Annotated in this window: 17 protein-coding genes; 11 read left to right on the top strand and 6 right to left on the bottom strand. The window is 37.7% G+C overall.

What is annotated here, in order from left to right:
• Window positions 1-125: 125 nt before the first annotated feature.
• The 4 genes from CLOAM_RS08090 to CLOAM_RS08075 all read right to left on the bottom strand — a co-directional run bounded on the left by CLOAM_RS08090 (window position 126) and on the right by CLOAM_RS08075 (window position 4,566).
• Window positions 126-497 carry a four helix bundle protein gene (locus CLOAM_RS08090; protein ID WP_015425412.1) on the bottom strand — a complete coding sequence of 124 codons (372 nt, stop codon included), beginning with the start codon at window positions 495-497 and terminating at the stop codon, window positions 126-128.
• Window positions 498-805: 308 nt separating this feature from the next.
• Window positions 806-2,791 carry a pyruvate carboxylase subunit B gene (locus CLOAM_RS08085; RefSeq protein ID WP_015425411.1) on the bottom strand — a complete coding sequence of 662 codons (1,986 nt, stop codon included), beginning with the start codon at window positions 2,789-2,791 and terminating at the stop codon, window positions 806-808.
• Between the two features lie 13 nt (window positions 2,792-2,804).
• Window positions 2,805-2,993: a hypothetical protein gene (locus tag CLOAM_RS08080; protein ID WP_015425410.1), complete on the bottom strand. Its 189-nt coding sequence runs from the start codon at window positions 2,991-2,993 to the stop codon at window positions 2,805-2,807.
• Window positions 2,994-3,012: 19 nt separating this feature from the next.
• Window positions 3,013-4,566, bottom strand: a complete 1,554-nt coding sequence (locus tag CLOAM_RS08075; protein ID WP_015425409.1) for an acyl-CoA carboxylase subunit beta — start codon at window positions 4,564-4,566, stop codon at window positions 3,013-3,015.
• A 514-nt stretch (window positions 4,567-5,080) separates the two neighbouring features.
• On the opposite strand from CLOAM_RS08075, the gene CLOAM_RS08070 reads away from it, so the two are divergent.
• Entirely contained in the window at window positions 5,081-6,538 is a 1,458-nt protein-coding gene (locus CLOAM_RS08070; protein WP_015425408.1) for an NAD(P)-dependent malic enzyme, read from the top strand.
• A 3-nt stretch (window positions 6,539-6,541) separates the two neighbouring features.
• Window positions 6,542-7,438 (top strand): lysylphosphatidylglycerol synthase domain-containing protein, encoded by an 897-nt coding sequence (locus CLOAM_RS08065; protein ID WP_044279100.1) that lies wholly within the window; start codon window positions 6,542-6,544, stop codon window positions 7,436-7,438.
• A gap of 254 nt (window positions 7,439-7,692) precedes the next feature.
• Here the strand turns inward: CLOAM_RS08065 and CLOAM_RS08060 are convergent, their stop codons facing one another.
• Together CLOAM_RS08060 and CLOAM_RS08055 are read right to left on the bottom strand one after the other, a co-directional pair.
• Window positions 7,693-8,643, bottom strand: coding sequence for a DMT family transporter (locus tag CLOAM_RS08060; RefSeq protein ID WP_015425406.1), 951 nt, complete (start codon window positions 8,641-8,643; stop codon window positions 7,693-7,695).
• Entirely contained in the window at window positions 8,643-9,242 is a 600-nt protein-coding gene (locus CLOAM_RS08055; RefSeq protein WP_015425405.1) for a molybdopterin-dependent oxidoreductase, read from the bottom strand. The genes CLOAM_RS08060 and CLOAM_RS08055 overlap by 1 nt, the downstream gene beginning before the upstream one ends.
• A 1,044-nt stretch (window positions 9,243-10,286) precedes the next feature.
• Here CLOAM_RS08055 and CLOAM_RS08050 point away from each other — a divergent pair.
• The 9 genes from CLOAM_RS08050 (at window position 10,287) to CLOAM_RS08010 (ending at window position 18,250) form a co-directional block, all read left to right on the top strand.
• On the top strand, window positions 10,287-10,772 hold the full coding sequence (locus CLOAM_RS08050) for a ferritin-like domain-containing protein (protein ID WP_044279099.1): 486 nt from the start codon (window positions 10,287-10,289) through the stop codon (window positions 10,770-10,772).
• 139 nt (window positions 10,773-10,911) lie between these two features.
• Window positions 10,912-11,442 carry a lytic transglycosylase domain-containing protein gene (locus CLOAM_RS08045; protein ID WP_015425403.1) on the top strand — a complete coding sequence of 177 codons (531 nt, stop codon included), beginning with the start codon at window positions 10,912-10,914 and terminating at the stop codon, window positions 11,440-11,442.
• 55 nt (window positions 11,443-11,497) lie between these two features.
• On the top strand, window positions 11,498-12,142 hold the full coding sequence (locus CLOAM_RS08040; protein WP_044279098.1) for a hypothetical protein: 645 nt from the start codon (window positions 11,498-11,500) through the stop codon (window positions 12,140-12,142).
• 111 nt (window positions 12,143-12,253) lie between these two features.
• Window positions 12,254-13,534 carry a bifunctional folylpolyglutamate synthase/dihydrofolate synthase gene (locus CLOAM_RS08035; protein WP_015425401.1) on the top strand — a complete coding sequence of 427 codons (1,281 nt, stop codon included), beginning with the start codon at window positions 12,254-12,256 and terminating at the stop codon, window positions 13,532-13,534.
• Window positions 13,527-14,456 carry a ribonuclease HIII gene (locus CLOAM_RS08030; protein WP_044279097.1) on the top strand — a complete coding sequence of 310 codons (930 nt, stop codon included), beginning with the start codon at window positions 13,527-13,529 and terminating at the stop codon, window positions 14,454-14,456. The genes CLOAM_RS08035 and CLOAM_RS08030 overlap by 8 nt, the downstream gene beginning before the upstream one ends.
• Window positions 14,457-14,543: 87 nt before the next feature.
• Window positions 14,544-15,767: an AAA family ATPase gene (locus CLOAM_RS08025; protein ID WP_044279096.1), complete on the top strand. Its 1,224-nt coding sequence runs from the start codon at window positions 14,544-14,546 to the stop codon at window positions 15,765-15,767.
• Window positions 15,757-16,407 (top strand): hypothetical protein, encoded by a 651-nt coding sequence (locus CLOAM_RS08020; RefSeq protein WP_015425398.1) that lies wholly within the window; start codon window positions 15,757-15,759, stop codon window positions 16,405-16,407. Before CLOAM_RS08025 ends, CLOAM_RS08020 begins: the two co-directional genes overlap by 11 nt.
• Before the next feature lie 141 nt (window positions 16,408-16,548).
• Window positions 16,549-17,628: an adenosine deaminase gene (gene add / locus CLOAM_RS08015; protein WP_015425397.1), complete on the top strand. Its 1,080-nt coding sequence runs from the start codon at window positions 16,549-16,551 to the stop codon at window positions 17,626-17,628.
• Between the two features lie 13 nt (window positions 17,629-17,641).
• Window positions 17,642-18,250, top strand: coding sequence for a D-sedoheptulose-7-phosphate isomerase (locus CLOAM_RS08010; RefSeq protein ID WP_015425396.1), 609 nt, complete (start codon window positions 17,642-17,644; stop codon window positions 18,248-18,250).

Raw genomic sequence — 18,250 nt, 5'->3', positions numbered from 1 at the left:
AAAAAGTGGAAAAGTGGAAAAAAGTGGAAAAGTGGAAAGGTGGAAAAAAGTGGAAAAGTGGAAAGGTGAAACAAGGGGTGTAAATAGTAAATGAAAGTTCATCTGATATGTAGGGGTTGAGGGTTTCACTTTATATCTGCTGATTTAATTTTTTGGGTTAAAGAACGAACTAAACCTGAAATTAAACTTCTCAAATGAGCTATCCTTTTAAGATAATCATTATATTCAGGTAAATAGCCAAGCATAAATGCAGCTTCCAGTTGGGTCTCAAATTCTGATAGTGAACCATTAGCTATATCTAAAAACCGGAGAAAATCAAGGGTGGATTTTCTACCTGCTCCTTCCGAAATATTGGAAGGTATGGAAAGAGCCGTTCTTCTTAAATGAGCAGCTAATTCATATTGTTCAAACTTGGGAAATTCCAATGTCCTTTTATGAATATCCACAAATAGTTGCATACTCACTTTCCAAACCTGCATATCCCGATAGTTATACACAACACCTGCCTTTGGAGAGGGTTAATATCCTCAGATAAGTAAAAATTGCATTGCAACTTAAACTAAGTTCCTGTTTCACTTTTATCTCCTTTCACTCCAATGCAGATTCTAATTTGGAAATGTAATTATATTTTCAAAATTAACTTGGATTCCTGTTTTCGCAGGAATGACAAGAAAAACTTCATTCAAAAAATCATATTGAATGCGGAGGAAAAGCGACCTCCGGTTACCCAAAACAGGTTTGCAACTCAAATTATCTCCTTGTTTCACTTTTCACTGTTCACCTTTCACTGTTCACTTTTCACCATTCACTTGATCAATGCTAACACATCCCCTTTGGCAACATTAGCTCCTCCGGTAAAAGGTGCTTCCACAAGCACTCCATCTACAGGTGAAGGAATATTGTTATACATTTTCATTGCTTCCAGAACAAGGACAGTTTCTCCTTGTTTAACAGGGTCACCAGGTTTTTTTTCGTATCTGATAAACATTCCCGGCATCGGAGCGGTAATTTTTGTACCGCCTTCGGAATTAACTACAGGAGCAGGTTTAGGTTCCGGAGCCGGATTAGAAGGTTTTACTTGAGGATTGGGATTATTAGCCGGTTTTATAATTGTTTCGGAAATAACAGGTGCAGGACGCGAATTAACTATTTTAGGGGTTCCTCCTTTTTCCGAAACCTCTACCAGGTAGTAGGTATTATCCACAAAAACATCAAACTGACGCATGTCTTGGGGTTTATCTTTCGGTTCCGGTTTTTCTATCAATTTCCCTGCTTTAGCTTTAGCAATAAGTTCTTGTTCTTTTTTAACATCATTTAGGGTTTTAGGTTTCATTTCTTCCGGCATTGGTTCCAAGCCATATTTAATCCTCAAGAACCTTTTTCCGGTAATGTTATAGAGGGCAACGATTAATTCATCATCAATGTTTTTAGCTAATCCCTCACAGTCCTTATGGACTTGTTCCATTGCAGGAGGAATAACATCTCCGGGGCGACAGGTTATTGGTGTTTCTCCTCTGGGATAACCTTTTAATGCCTTTTTCTGCACTTCCGGATTGATAGGAAGAGTAGTTTTTCCATATAGACCATAGCAAAGGTCTTTCACCTGTTCCGTAATCCGGGAATATTCACCTTCATAAGAATCAAACAAGGCATTATTAACTGCCTGAATACCTACAATTTGACTGGTGGGAGTAACTAAAGGAATTTGACCCAGGTCTTTTCTCACTTTGGGGATTTCTTTAAACACATCTTCCAGCTTATCCAAAGCATCCATTTGGCGTAATTGATTTACCAGGTTGGAAAGCATTCCGCCCGGGGTCTGATGAATAATTACATCGGTATCAATTATAGAGAATTTTGTAGTATCAGCAAATTCCAGATACTTGGGAATGTCTTTCTCCATTTCCTTGCCGATTTTGTCTAGTAGCTTAATGTCAAAACCGGTATCGCGATTGGTTCCCAAAAGGGAAATTACCAGTGGTTCAATTGCTGGATGGGAAGTTCTGTAAGCATAAGGAGCTACACAAGTATCTATAATATCAACGCCTGCTTCAATTGCCTTAAATAAAGCCAAATCACCCATTCCAGAAGTAAAATGGGTATGCAAATGAACAGGCACTTTCACATTTTCCTTCAGTGCCTTAATAAGTTCGTAAGCATCGTAAGGAGCAATTAAGCCAGCCATATCTTTAATGCAAATTGTATCGGCACCCATTTCTTCCAGCTGTTTGGCTTTAGCAACATAATACTCAATATTATAAATATCACCACCCATTCGTTGTTCAGTTAAAGAAAAACAAATAGCACCCTCAAAGAGCTTGTTGTTTTTCTTGATGATTTTAACGGCGGTTATAAAATTGCGGAAATCGTTTAGGGCATCAAACACCCGAAAAATATCAATACCGTTATCACAACAGCGTTGCACAAATGCTTCCACCACATCATCCGCATAATTTTGATAGCCAACCAGATTTTGTCCTCGTAACAACATTGAGAGGGGTGTTTTAGTGAGATGTTTTTTCAGCACCCGAATTCTTTCCCAGGGGTCTTCTCCCAAGTAGCGATGCATAGTGTCAAAAGTTGCTCCACCCCAAATTTCCATAGAGTAAAAGCCAACTTGATCCATCAGTTCTGCCACATTAAGCATATCTTCAGTTCTGCCGCGCGTGGCAAAAAGTGACTGATGTCCATCCCGAAAAGTTAAATCCTGAACTTTAACAGGATTTTCCGCTTTGGGACGGTCTAGTTCATAATGCATAGCGGTCATTTCTACGCAACTATGTTTATCCATTTATGGTCTCCTTTTATCTACATCTTTTAATTATTCTTCTTTGTGTTAAATCGCGGTAATGCATTGTCAGTTCTCTGCCATAAGCAGTATAGGGTTGAGAAGGAATTCCTCTTACCGGTTCCTTATAAGTTATATATGTTTCTTCACTTTGAATGAGAGCTATAACGGCTCCAATGGCAGCAATTTCTTTATTGTCTTTCATCTTTTTGCGTTCCTAATGTTTAAACCGGGATATTGCCATGCTTTTTGGGAGGCAAACTTTCACTTTTGGTGCAAAGTATTTCCAATGCGTCAATTAAGCGTTTTCTTGTTTCCGCAGGCACAATAACGGCATCCACATAACCACGTGAAGCTGCTACATAGGGATTATTAAATTCCTGTTCGTAAATTTGAATCATTTCCTGTCTTTTTGCTTCCTGATCTTCAGCGGCGGCAATTTCTTTCCGGAAAATAATATTGGCAGCACCTTGAGCACCCATAACAGCAATTTCCGCCATAGGCCAGGCAAAAACCATATCTGCACCTAAATGTCTGCTGCTCATAGCTATATAGCTTCCGCCATAATCTTTGCGGGTAACAACTGTCAATTTGGGAACAGTGGCTTCCGAATAACACCATAAAAGTTTTGCTCCGTGACGAATAATTCCATTCCATTCCTGATGAGTTCCGGGAAGATAACCTGGCACATCTACAAAAGTTACCAGAGGAATATTAAAGGCATCACAAAAGCGCACAAAACGCGTTGCTTTATCGGAGGCATCAATATCCAAACAACCAGCTAAAATTGTAGGTTGACTGGCTACAATACCAATTGTTCTTCCATTTAACCGTGCAAAACCGATAATTACATTTTGAGCGTAATAATAATGGGGCTCAAAAAAGATGCCGTTGTCAACTACGCTATGAATCACATCCCGCATATCATAACTCATTTTAGGGTCATCCGGAATAATAGAATCCAGTTCAGGACATAAACGCCAAGGATCATCAGTATTTTGAATGCGCGGCGGTTCTTCCATATTATTGGAAGGCAAATAGGATAGCAGCACTTTTATTTTCTGAATGGCATCGGCATCGTTTTCACACGCAAAATGAGCGTTTCCGCTTTTACTGTTATGAGCCATTGCACCACCCAAATCTTCTTGAGTTGTTTCTTCACCTGTTACAGCACGAATTACATCAGGACCTGTTATAAACATAAAGCTGGTGTTTTTTACCATAAAAACGAAATCGGTCATTGCAGGAGAATAAACAGCTCCACCTGCACAGGGACCCATAATCGCTGTAATTTGAGGTATAACTCCACTGGCACGGGAATTACGGAAAAAGATATCTCCATAACCCTTTAAGGCATCTACGCCTTCCTGAATACGAGCTCCACCTGAATCTTGAATACCAATTAAAGGGACACCGCTTTTTAATGCCATATCCATAATTTTGCATATTTTAGCCGCATGCATTTCTCCCAAAGAACCACCGCGGGAAGTAAAATCCTGACTGAAAGCAAAAACGGGACGTCCATCTACTAAACCGTGACCTGTAATAACTCCATCGGAAGGAATTTCTATTTTTTCCATTCCGAAATTATCACAACGGTGGGAAACGAACATATCCAGTTCCCGAAAAGTGCCTTCATCAAAAAGGAGGTCAAGTCGTTCACGAGCTGTTAATTTCCCCCCTTGTTTTTGTTTGGCAATGGCTTTTTCGCCGCCCATTTGAAGTATTTTTTCTTCTTTTTCCAGTAAGCCCTGGATGGCTTCTTTTGTGGACTGCATCAGTTATCCCCTCTATTTCTTATCATATTTTGTATGTTGAATTCGGCATAAAGAAAAACCTTTTTTCCCATTTAAAGGTGGCAAAGGTGTTTATATTTTGGTCTCTAAAACAGGAATTATTTTCTCTGCTCGGCAGAAATTCCTGCTTATTTTCTCTTTTTACAGCCAAGGAACTTAAAGCAAGCATTTCTTTTACCTTAAAAAGTCAAACTCTGTTTCGGCTTTATTTTGTCAAATCAAATTTCCGGGGACTAAAAGTTTATTATCGGTTGCCCTTGTAGAGGAACAATTAATTACCATAATTAGCAATACGGATTTAACGGATTCACACGGAGGTATTTTTGGTAATTTTCTATTGCCTAAAGAGAGAACAAAAAATGACGAGGGTGTCATTTATTCCGAAAAGCCAATGCTCAATTCTTCATTCTCAATTCTATCAATTCTTCATTCCTGCTTGACAAAAATCCATCTCCCAAAAGCAATCACTTTACCTTGTTGGCACAAAGGATAAAAGATGAAAGAATTATCAGCAGACCTTTCCAACCTGGCAGAGGTTTTTTCTGCTCTCTTTCCACCGGAAAAAAAGTCCTCTGCTCAGACCTTCTTTTTAAAACAGCTTTCCCTGAAAATGCATTCCTATTATCAGGGCAAAATGCAAACCTTACCTAAGGCAGGAATTTGGGGTTTCAACTGGTTTAATGTTTGGTATACACCCGGGGTTTCTTCTGTTTCAACAGCCATCAGAGATAATATAGCCAAATCCTACGAATTGACGAATAGAAGAAATTTGGTAGCTGTGGTAAGTGATTCTACCCGGGTTTTAGGAGATGGCGATTGTGGAATTGCCGGCGGCTTAGGTGTTATGGAAGGTAAGGCAATGTTAATGAAATACTTAGGTGCTTGTGATGCCATTTCTTTATGTATTGATAGTCGCGCGGAAAATGGCAAGCCCCAGGCACAGAAGATTATAGATTTTGTAAAAATGCTCCAGCCCTCTGTAGGAGCGGTTAATCTGGAAGATATTTCCCAGCCGAATTGTTATCTTGTTTTAGATGAGCTGCGTGAGACCTGTTCCATTCCTGTTTGGCATGATGATGCTCAGGGAACTGCCTGTGTAACTTTAGCCGGACTTATCAATGCTTTAAAATTGGCAGATAAGGAAATAGATAACATAAAATGTGTGCTTTACGGAGCAGGTGCTTCCAATACTACTATTGCGGGTTTTCTTTTACAGAGTGGCTTAAATCCTGAACGGCTTATTATTTTTGATAGCAAAGGTTCTCTTCATCCCGGGAGAGAAGACCTGAAAAGCAATCCTGATAAATTTCGGCAGTGGTCTTTAGCTCAAATCAGCAATCCCAAATGCCTGGAAGGTATAGAAAATGCTTTACAAGATGCGGATGTTTTAATTGCGCTTTCTACTCCAGGTCCGGGAACAATAAAGCAGGAATGGATAAGCAAAATGGCAAAAAAGTCCATTGTTTTCACCTGTGCGAATCCGGTTCCGGAAATTTATCCTTACAATGCCCAAAAAGCAGGCGCTTTTATTGTTGCTACAGGGAGAGGGGATTTTCCCAATCAAATAAATAATTCCTGTGGTTTTCCCGGTATCCTGAAAGGTGTTTTAACCGTGCAGGCAAGCAAAATAACGGATACAATGGCTATTGCCGCGGCTCATTCTTTAGCTGAATATGCGGAAAAAAGAGGCATCCATCCAGAAAATATTGTTCCGCAAATGGACGAGGAAGATGTTTTTGCTTATGAAGCTGCAGCTGTAGCCAGGCAGGCAATTACGGAAGGATTGGCAGGACTTAAATTTACTTATGAAGAGGTTTTTAAGCAGGTGCAAAAAGAAATAAATGCAACTCGCGCTCTTTGTCAGGAAATGATGGAAAATGGCTATATTGCACCTCCTCCAAGAAATCTGATTGCAGAAACATTACAGCAAACAATTGTCCGGTTCCAAAATTGAACTATGGATTTAAGCGGTATAAATAATTTTAGAAAAAGCCGAGCAGGCAAGATTATTTTATATTTTCTTAAGCTGGGATTAAGTATCTTTATTCTCTGGATGATATTCCGCAAAGTAAATTTTGTAAGTGCCCTAAAAGATATAATTTCCTTGCCGTTAGGTATAGTTCTCCTCCTGCTTGTTATAAGTTTTATTCGGCATACTTTGCAATTTCATAACTGGTATTTTTCTTTGCAGATAAATACTTTATTTAAGGCAGGTAAAAAAGAGGTTATCAGTTCCTACCTAATTGGTCAGACCTTGCGTTTTGCAATTCCGGGAGGTACTGCCAGTTTTGCCAAAATTTTTTATGTTCCCAATAGCAGCAAGATATCTTCTTTTTGGAGTTCAATAGCGGAAAAGAGTTTTATGACCTGGACAACCTGGTTTTTTGCTCTTCTGGCAGGAATGCTATATTACCGGCAAAGTCCTTTATGGATATGGATAATTCTTCTGCTTATCCTTATTTTTCTGCCTTTTCTGGTAAAGCTTATTTTAAGAGGAAGCAAAAACTTTTCTTCCTTGCAAGCACCTTATTCTGCTCAATTTCCTAAAATAATATCCGTTCAGGTGTTAAGCAATCTGCTCTGTTTTGTCCAATATTGGTTGATTTTAAATTGTTTTTTGCCTATAAACTTTTGGCAGAGTTGGATACGAATGGCTTTAACTCAATTTTCCAATACTATTCCCATTACCATTTCCGGTTTGGGTTTGCGAGAGGGTTTTGCCATTCATTTTTTGGCTGGAGCAGGTTTTACTGCAGAGCAAGCGGTATCGGTATCTTTAACTTTATTTTTCATTCATGATGTTTTACCGGCGTTAATCGGTATATTTTATCTCTTGAAAAGCAAGAAAGTTTAGAAAACTAAAAGTTGCTGTCTTCGTCAACCACTTTCCTAAAAGGTTGAGGAAGTTGAGAGGATTTATCTGGTTGAAACATAATACCCCTATGAAAGAAAAAGTTTCTACGGAACTTTTTTTGCTAAAACTCATATATTTTTCAGGGGATTGCAACTCGTTATTATATACTTATTAAACCTAAGCGGATTTTTATTTATGGCTTTTTAAAAGGGGAAAAAGTAATATACTGCATAATGGTTCTTAACTGTAAAGCTCTAAAGTTCGTCGGAAATATTGGTCTCTGCGTTTTCAACAACGGGCAGCAATTCCGTTTTTTCCTGTTTCCGGTATTTTTGCCAATCGGGATATTGTGATAAAAAGAGACCGATAATGGCTAAAATAAGTCCTATCCATCCAGGCAGACCCAATTTATCACCTAAAATAATATAAGCCAGAGCAACTGTAAAAACGGGAATAAGATTGGTAAAAATATTGGATTTTGCCACCCCCAAATCGCGAATAACCCCTGTATAAAGAATAAAAGCAATTACGGAAGCAAAAATAGACATTGCGGCAATAGTAGCAAGTCCTTCCAAGGAATGCTGAACACTAAAAAAATGCTTTCCGTCAACCACAAGAAACAAGGGCAGAAAATAGAGCATACCAAAAAAATTCTGCCAGGCAACAATCGTGAAAGGATTGTAACGCAAAGTTAAATTTCGCACCGTTATTCCATAAAAAACCCCGGAAAAAACTGCAATCAGCAATAAAAGAATACCTTTAAAAGTAGCGGAAAAATCATCACTGCCTAAACTCATAACCGCTACTCCAGAGGTGGATAAAATAAGCCCTAAAACCACTAATAAAGGCAATTTTTCCCTCAAAATCAGCCAGGCACCGACAGCAGAAAAAATAGGAATAGTGGAAATTATTAAACTGCCCAAAGTGGAAGAGACAATTCTCATTCCGTTTGCCTCGCCGATAAAATACATAAAGGGTTCGCAGAAAGAAACCAGCATCAAATGCAAAAGGTCTTTCTTGGGAACTTTTTCCCGCTTTCCCGTAAGCCAGACAAAGGGGAAAAGCAAAATAGTAGCCAGCAACAAACGCAGAAAAGTTACCTCATAAGGTAAATATGTTTTATAAGCAATTTTGAACCAAACAAAGGTTGCAGACCAGAAAAGCATTGCCAAAACGGCTTTTAGATAAGTAATCCAGAGTTTCATCAGTTAAATTTCAGCACTTCGCCGTCAGGAATATATTTTATTTTTCCGCCGTCATTAAGGTCTCTACAGGGTCCTGCTTCAATTTCACCACTGTCTGTATAACCTCTTTTTTCCCAGAAACCGGGAACATAATAATCCATAAGTTCAATCGCTACAACGCTTTTTGCGGATTTATAACCCCACAGATAAGGAATGAAAGCCCGGATCGGACCTCCGTAATCCTCGGTGAGTAATTCTCCGTCAAAACTGTATGCCAAAAGGGATTTTTCCTTATTGGCAATCTCTATGGGAATAGATGTGTCGTAAATTTTGTTGATACTCCAAAAACGAATGTAGCGACAATTTTCTTTAACTGCAACGGCTTGTAAAATTTCCGAGAGGGGAATTCCTTGCCAAAATCCTTCTACAGACCATCTTGTTACGCTTGTTAAGCGCCCTTTCACTTCTTTTTGAGGCAAAGCCAATAAATTTTCCCAGGTAAAAATGCCTGGTTTTTCACAGCTACCGCTTACTTCAATCTGCCAGTTTTCTCTCTTTAATGAGCCGGGATGACCCTCAGCCCAAAAAATTGGTGTATTCAATTTTGTTAGTTTATGCATTTCTTTTCTCCTATAGCTATTTGGAGTGATTAAAGTTATAATTTGCCTATTTTTAACTTTAGCGTATTGTCAATGTTTTTCTTTAGCACAGTTCAATTTGGTAATTAGATAGTGGATAAGGCAAGGTTGAATAAGGGATTAGAATTACACAATTCACAAAATATTAATAAGTTAGCCCGATATTTTGTCCACAAGTGCGTAAAATGCATAATTGCTTGTTATATAGTTGATTAAGTAACGACTCCGTAACACTTCCGTAACACTGCCGTAGTTCCGTTACGGAGTTGTTACTTGAGTGTTACAATATTATTAGGGGGTCTTGCTGGCAAAAACTTAATTTTATAGCTGGGCACTAAAAGACCGTAGCTATGATTGTGTCGCCCTTTGGGCTTTTTTTGCAGAGGGCAGAGGGCAGAGAGCTTAGGGTTATTCAATCTTTTTTTCGAGGGGCTTACGCCACCATCGCTATGATTGTGTCGCCCTTTGGGGCTTTCTTTTAGCGGGAAAGAGAAAAAAGAAAAGAAGTCGGGGCTTACATTTTTCGAGGGGCTTACGCCACCATCGCTATCCTTGTGTCGCCCTTTGGGGCTTTTGGAAAATGGGAAGATGAAAAGAAAAAAGAAGTCGGGGCTTACATTTTTCGAGGGGCTTACGCCACCATCGCTATCATTGTGTCGCCCTCCGGGCTTTTTTGCAAATATTGTTTTTTAAAATCCCATAAATCTTTTTTATCTTGTTCATCACAGACCTATTTATCTTTTATGAGGGGCTTACGCCACCGTCGCTATGATTGTGTCGCCCTCCGGGCTTTTATATGGTATAAACCTTAAAAATTCCAATTTTAACCTAATTTCTTTGTTAAATTCATTCTTCATTTTTCATTTATCATTTCCTCAACCCTCTCAATCTTTTTTTGCGAGTGGTTAACAAGGATATCAACCTTCCGATATTGTTACCTTGCCATCCTGCTTTTTTCGCATTTTCCTCTTGACTATTCTCTTTGATATCATAAACTGGAATAAAAAAATTTCCAGGGAGGAAAAAATGGCAATATATTCTGTAAACGAAGTAATTGAAATGGCAGTCCAAATTGAAAGAAGCGGTTATGCTTTCTATAATGAGGCAGCTAAAAGAAAAGACCTTGATGAAAAAGCAAAGGACTTTTTAATTTATTTACGGGATGAAGAATTGAGACATGAAAAAACCTTTTTGTCTTTGAGAGATGAGGTAGACCTTCAGGTTTTACAGCTCTCCGTTGACTGGGAACTTATTGCCGAATACCTGAAAACAATTGTAGAGAGCAGAATTTTTAACAGTGAATTCTCTGCCATTCAACTTGCCACTAAAGCCAAAGACATAAAAGAAATTGTGGAAAATGCGATTACTTTTGAAAAGGACACTCTGCTCTATTTCCACACCCTTTCCGATAATATTAACGAACCCAGAACTCATAATGCTTTACGGAAAATAATCAATGAGGAAGTAAGTCATATTTTGAAACTGAGCGAGATGAAGAAAAAACTGGTGTAACTATCCCGTATGCTGGAGTAAATAGATTACAGAAAAAATCCGGAATAATTAACAGAAAATTACAGAAATTGAGGAGCAATCAAGAAGGATAAACAAAAAGCAAGACGGACAAAAGAAAAGTAATAAAAAACAAGCAATAATGGCTAAAGGTAAACACAGAAAAAATAAAAAACGCAATAACGGAAGGATCATCAGCATCCTTCTGGTATTGTTTATTTTGCTTATTTTGGTCTATAATCCTATTTCTCTGAGGTTAACAACTATTGGAGTAGCAATTTATTATGGACTTAATCCGATTGTATTTTACCGCGTAATTAAAACGGAAAGTTCTTTTCGCAGTTTTGCCATTTCTGATGCTCAAGCTATTGGTTTGGGACAAATTAAGGAATCCACTGCCTTCTATATGCACAAAGATCATAAAAGGGGTTATCTCTTTTTACCGGTTTATAATTTAAAGCTGGCAGCAAAATATTTGGTCTATCTAAAAAACAGATATAATGGCAATTGGAGCTTAACTTTAGCTGCTTATAACTGGGGTGAAAGTAAGGTTAACCGCCGTCTTAAGGGCATTGAAATTGAAAAAGATAAGGACTATCGTTCTCTTTTCAGAGATATTCCCGAGACCTATTCTTATGTCACGAAAATCCTTTATCCCAAAAATAAAGCTTGACGAGAATAGCACATCAGAAAAATAATAATTTTTAGAATTCATTTAGGAGTGATTTATGCTGCGTAACCAAAATGGAATCTCGGTATATACTGTTCTCAGTATCATTCTCTTCATTGCTTTGGTATTTATCCTGGCAGTGCCGAATTTCTTTAATCTGGATAAAGAAAAGAACCTTGAGGACTGTATTAATAATATGAAACAAATTTGGGTGGCAACAACTGATTATATGCGTGATACCAATGCAGATTTTAACGGTGATCTTTCATTGCTGATAAAAACACCTAAAAAAGATGACCCCAAGAATACTTATTTGTCTTCCAATTTGTATTGTCCTGAAACCAGTCATCAGAAAAAAGAATATCTTGTTTACGGAAAATATATAGCAGAACAAATCGGAACAGAAATAAAGCATAACTACGGGATTATTATTCTCTGCCCCAATCTGGCTCAATACCCCAAACATATTATTGAAAAGGGATTCTATGAAAATATGGAGCCCACTCAACTGCAAAATTATATGTCTGAAGATATTGATTATATTGATTCCGAAACTGGCTTAAATGGAGCTAAAAAAGTTGAATTGATAAACAAATATATAGAAATCTGGAAAACCGATCCTGATGCCTTTGCCAAACGCAAAGCCAATACAACTGCCCTCAGAGCAATTCTTTTTCCCGAAAAATTCGGAATTACCGAATAACGAACATTATTCTAATTTAGGTTAATATGAGATTCAAACAGCATCTTGAAGTTATGATGCTGTTTGAATTTTTTTATAGCTAACAACTTTTAATTCAGGTAAAAGAACCCGATGCTTTACAATGAATTTCTTGAGCATATCTTCAAACGCTATTCTGGAAATGTGAAACTGGAATTGAACAGAATGCAGGGTTTGCTAAATGATATGGGTAATCCGGAACGCAAATTAAACGGTTTTCATATTGGGGGAACTAATGGAAAAGGAAGTGTTTGTGCAACCCTGGAAGCTCTTTGTAGAGAAAGTGGATTAAACACTGCCTTAAATACTTCGCCACATTTGATAAACTATAATGAACGCTTCCGGATTAACGGTAAAGAACCTTCTTTTGAAACAATTCTCAATACCTTCCTTCGCTATGAAAATCTGTTTGACAAATGGGAAGCATCTTTCTTTGAAATAACCACTGCTCTTGCTTTTTCAATGTTTAGTGAACACAATGTAGATGTTTCTATTATTGAAGTTGGCTTGGGAGGTCGTTTGGATGCTACCAATCTTTTTATCCCTGATGTTGCCGTAATTACCAATATCGGACTTGATCATATAAAAACCCTGGGAGGAACTTTGGAAATAATTGCCGGGGAAAAAGCGGGTATTATAAAAGAAGGTATCCCTTTGGTTTTAGGAGACATAGAGGAATCTCCCCGCTCTATTATTGAAGCTGTGGCAAAAACAAAAAAAGTTCCTGTTTTTCGCTATAAACGCGATTGGCAGACCTCTATCAGGAATGATAACCTAACAGGTATAAATTTTGACTATAGTTTTGGCAATTATGAATTTCCCAATCTGGAAGCAAATTTGATGGGAGAACACCAGGCAATTAATATTGGTTCGGCACTTACCGCTTTTATCCTCTATGCGGAAAAGAAAAAATTGCCTGTTGCGGAAGAAGTTATTCGGAAAGCACTGCAACATATTTCCTGGAAAGGCAGAATGCAATTGCTTTCCCAAAAGCCAATTATAATCATTGATGGAGCTCATAATGTGCATGGTGTGAAGGCATTAATGTCCACTCTGGAGAAAATTTTCCCCAACCGCAAAGTAAAATTTATGGTCTCCATCTTAAGAGACAAGGACTATAAACAAATGCTGTCTCTTATATGTCCTAAAGCGGAACAAATCTATGTTGCCCGCAATCAATCCGAAAGAGCTGCTTCAGTTGAAGACCAAGTAGCCGTTATAGAAGAATATAATATACCGTATAAAACAGCTCCTACTGTCGCTGAAGCTTATTCTTTGGCTGTAAAAGAATGTAAGGAGGATGACATTTTAATTGTTTGTGGCTCCCTTTTTACAGTTGGCGAAGTGCTTGAAATCCCAAAAGATAATGCATAAAGAACTGGAAAATTACCTTTCTCATCTGCTGCCTGAATTACAAAAAACGGGAATCTCTATTGATGAACAGATAGAAATTCCTTATGGAGTTCAATTAAAGGTCTCCCGCCATAATTATAAAAGTATTCTGAATATCTATTATTCACAAAAAAAGGGTATTTCCCCTGTTCCCACAGGAAATAATAATCCCTTAAAAAAACTCTTATGGGATTTGTGCCGTTTACAAGAAGAATTAAAATTGGATATGCCTCCAATGCATACCTGGAATGCTTGGATAGGAAGCGATGAATGCGGAAAAGGTGACTATTTCGGTCCCCTCGTTGTTTGTGCCTTTGCCTATAAAAGAGATAGCGAAAATGAATTCAAAAATGTTGGAGTGAAGGATAGCAAAAAACTAAACAGCGAAGAAATAAAACGAATTGCCCAATATCTCTATAAGAATTATGCTAACTGCATTCATTGTATCGTGATTAAACCGGTTAAATATAATGAACTGATAGCCAAATTCAAAGCCCAAAAGAAAAACCTGAATGATTTGCTTGCCTGGCTCCATTCCACTGCTATTATCGCTTTGCAGAAAAACCATCCTGAAAGCCAAGGTGTGCTTGTTGACCAATTCAGTGTGTCACATAAAACAAAATATGCTTTACAGGAAAAACAATTTCCCCTTCCCTGCATTGAAAGAACCGGAGCAGAAATAGATCCTGCCGTTGCTGCTGCTTCCATAATTGCCCGTTATCAATTTCTGGAGGCATTTGAGGCAATGCGTAAATTCTATCAGCTGAATTTTCCTCAAGGCGCTAATGGCAATGTTATCAAATATGCTCAGGATTTTATTAAACAATACAGTGAAAAACGCTTGGGCGAAGTTGCTAAACTGCATTTCAAAACCACCAACCAGATAGAAAACTTGCCTGAATGATATAGTTAATGTCTTTTACCTTGACATTATCAGAGATTATAACATTATTGCAAAAAGCCAAATAAATTAACTGCCTTGGAGGTAGAGATGCTTAAGCAGATAACAATAAAGGGCTTTAAAGGTATTACCGATCTTACCTTAAACCTTGATAAGATAAATGTTTTAATTGGTGTAAATTCTTCCGGGAAAAGCACTATTCTGCAAGCATTGGATTTACTGGCAAATTGCGCTTCCAGAGATGTAGCAGAATATCTAAAAGATAAAAATTGGAAGGTCTCCGATATTAAATCCCAAATATCTAAAAGCCCTTTTCTATCATATAAGTCAATTTTTGAATTTGAAGAGAAGGAGCAACCCTTTCTTCTCATCTGGGATATAGAATTTAAGCTTATTTCTGCTACCAGTGTTAATTTGCTTGAAGAGAGCATTTCTAAAGTGAATAGCAAATGGGATAAATCACTCTGTAACCCGAAAAAGATGGAAAAGCTATATGAAAAAGCAAGTCCTTTATACACCTATAAAGATGGGATTGTGAATTATGAAACATTTCCTGGTCAGAAAATTAAAACTCAAGAATCAGAATTTTCTCTTTCTTTGGGCTCATCAGGTTTGAAGATTATTGATTTCTCAGCTAAAAAAGAAATTTTACTGCTGAAAGAATATCTTGAACATACAACGAATTTTGAAACCCTGGCAGCAGAAAATATGCGCAGATCAAGTAGAGGAACCACTGAAGATATTGGTGTAGGTGGAAAACAACTTGCAGCTTTTATTAAACAGATGACTCCAAAACAAAGAGAAAGTTATATTGAAAAGGTGCATTCAATTTTAAGCAATATGGATTCAATTGATGCTTTTACTAAAGGAACTCCAGGTTGGGTAGAGTTGTTTATAAACGAAAAATTCAGCTCTAATGCCATTAAGGTCCGACCCTATCATATAAGTGACGGTACTTTGCGTATCCTGGCTTTCGTTGCCCTTTTTTATGTTAAATACGATTCCGGTTTGCTGATGCTGGATGAAATTGAAAACGGACTGAATCCTTATATCACTACAAAAATAGTAGAACTGCTCTATGAATTTACCTCTCAAACCCGGCATCAATTATTGCTTACTACTCATAGTTCTTTAATGCTGGATGATTTTAAGCCGGAAGATATTATCTATGTTTATCGTAATCAAGATGGTAGTATCGGAGCCGAGAGAGTTTTTAACAACAAAAAAATTAAAGAATTTCTTGAATATATGAATCCGGGAGAAATCTGGATTAATCTTACTGAAAAGGAATTATTAGAATCCGATGGCAATTAAAGTTATTGTCTGTGGTGAAGGTCCTACTGATGTAGGTAAAAAGGATTGCGATACTTCTGAGTGGATACCTGGTCCTGCCATTGCCTATATAAAAAATGCTTCTACCCCAAAACTGCAGATAGATGGTATACAAAAAAATAAATTGCCAAGAATTCAGAAAGCAAAATGTAAGAAGGGACATTCCGTAAAAGCGGAACGCCTTTGCAGATACGCTATTTTAAAATCTTATAAGGTAGCAATATGCTATGTTGATTGCGATAATAATGATTTTGAGACAATCTATCAGGATATTACATTCGGTTTTTCCTTTTATTCCAACCAAGTAATCGGTATTCCAATGATTCCCAAAGCAATGATAGAATCTTGGCTATTGGCAGATGAAAAGGCATTTATAAAGGTCTTTGGCAAGAAACCTTCCAAACCGCCACTTCCTAAAAAACCGGAATCTCTTTGGGGGAAAAAAGAAGACCCTAACAGTAACTATCCCAAGAATGTCTTAAAATTAATAGTAAGCCAGTTTAATAATAAACCTGAAGATTGGCGTTACGCTCTTGCCCGGAACTCAAACTCTAAAACTTTGTTGCTAAAATGTCCTGAAAGTTATGGCAGATTTCTTTGTGATATGCAAAAGATTGAATAACCGTTAGAGAGTGAAAATTATCTTGCTATTTTAGCCATAAATTCCCTTGCCTAATTTATATTGCCTGTATAACATAAAAACTATTTGACATTTGGTGTTTATTAGATATTATGTCTGTTAAAGAAGAAAGAGGAAGAAAAAATGAAAATCAAGATGACTAAGGAATTCATTAAAAAACTGCCCAAGACAGATTTGCATGTGCATTTGGATGGCAGTGTCCGGATTGAAACCATAATTGATCTGGCAAAAAAATATAATATTAAGCTACCGACAATGGACCCTGCTGAATTACGCAAACTTTTGGTTTGCGGAGAACAGACAACAAGTTTGGATGATTATTTGCGTGCTTTTCCTATCGTAAATCTCGTTTTGCAAAATGAAGAAGGATTAAGAAGAGCCGCTTATGAACTGGCTGAAGATGCCTCTGCAGAAAATGTGCGTTATATGGAAGTGCGTTATTCTCCTATTTTGCATACCGATCAGGGATTGAAACTGACGGAAATTTCGCAGGCAGTTATTGATGGCTTAAAACAGGGCGAAAGGGATTTTGGCATTAAAACCGGGGTTATTATTTGCGGGATTAGGAATATGGACCCGACCACTTCCCTGAAACTTGCTGAATTAGCAGTTGCCTTTAAAAATAAAGGAGTTATCGGTTTTGACCTAGCTGGAGGGGAATACAAACATCCTGCCAAAGACCATAAAGAGGCATTTGATCTGGCTTTGCATAATAACCTGAATATTACTATCCATGCAGGTGAGGCATACGGACCGGAAAGTATTCATCAGGCATTGCATTATTGCGGAACGCATAGAATTGGACATGGAACGCGGTTGGTGGAAGATGGAGACCTGTTAAATTATGTTAATGACCACAGGATTCCTTTAGAGATTTGTTTAACCAGCAATCTGCATACTAAAGCCGTTCCCGATATTCGCAGTCATCCTATTGATTTTTATATTGATTATGGCTTGCGGGTAACAATCAATACCGATAATAGAACGATAAGTAATACAACCGTTACCGATGAATATATGCTTGCTATCAATGAACTCGGTTTGGATTATCCTACCGTGAAATATATCATCTTAAACGGTTTCAAAAGTGCCTTTCTGCCCTATAAGGAAAGGGTGCGTTTGATCAATCAGATTCTGAAGGAAATTGATGAAATTGAGGAACAGGAATTGAAAACGAGGGTGAAAGTGAAAGAAAACCTGTAAGGAGCAACTAAACTTGAACAGCATCATTATAGAGACCTTCCAAGAAACACAAGAATTGATTTCCCAAGTGCTGAACAGGGAAAACATTCTTCCCCAAATTGAGGCAATGGCAAAACAAATGGCTGATGTTTTGCTAAATAAGGGAAAACTAATTGCCTGCGGAAATGGCGGTTCAATGTGTGATGCCATTCATTTTGCGGAAGAACTTTCAGGGCGTTTTAATAAAGACCGACAAGCTCTTCCGGCTATTGCTTTAAGCGATCCTGGCTATTTAAGCTGTGTAGCTAATGATTATGGCTGGGATAATGTTTTTGCCAGAGGAGTGGATGCCTTTGCCTTAAAGGGGGATTTGATTTTAGGAATTTCCACCAGCGGTAATTCCACCAATATTATTAAAGCCCTAATAGCCGCTAAAAAGAAGGAATGTTTCACCGCTTCTCTTTTGGGAAAAGAGGGTGGCAAACTGAAAGGATTCTGTGATTATGAAATAATTGTTCCTTCTAATAACACAGCTCGCATTCAGGAAATTCACGGAATTATTATCCATCTGCTGATTGAATTGATAGAAAAAGAGCTGTTTACCAGTCAGGAAGAAAATCCCCAAGCCCCATTATTCTGCTAA

Origin of the sequence: Candidatus Cloacimonas acidaminovorans str. Evry (genome assembly GCF_000146065.2) — a bacterium.
In the GTDB taxonomy this organism is placed as follows: domain Bacteria; phylum Cloacimonadota; class Cloacimonadia; order Cloacimonadales; family Cloacimonadaceae; genus Cloacimonas; species Cloacimonas acidaminivorans.
Note: the sequence above shows the minus strand (reverse complement) of the source record. Positions and strands in the feature narration are given on the sequence as shown.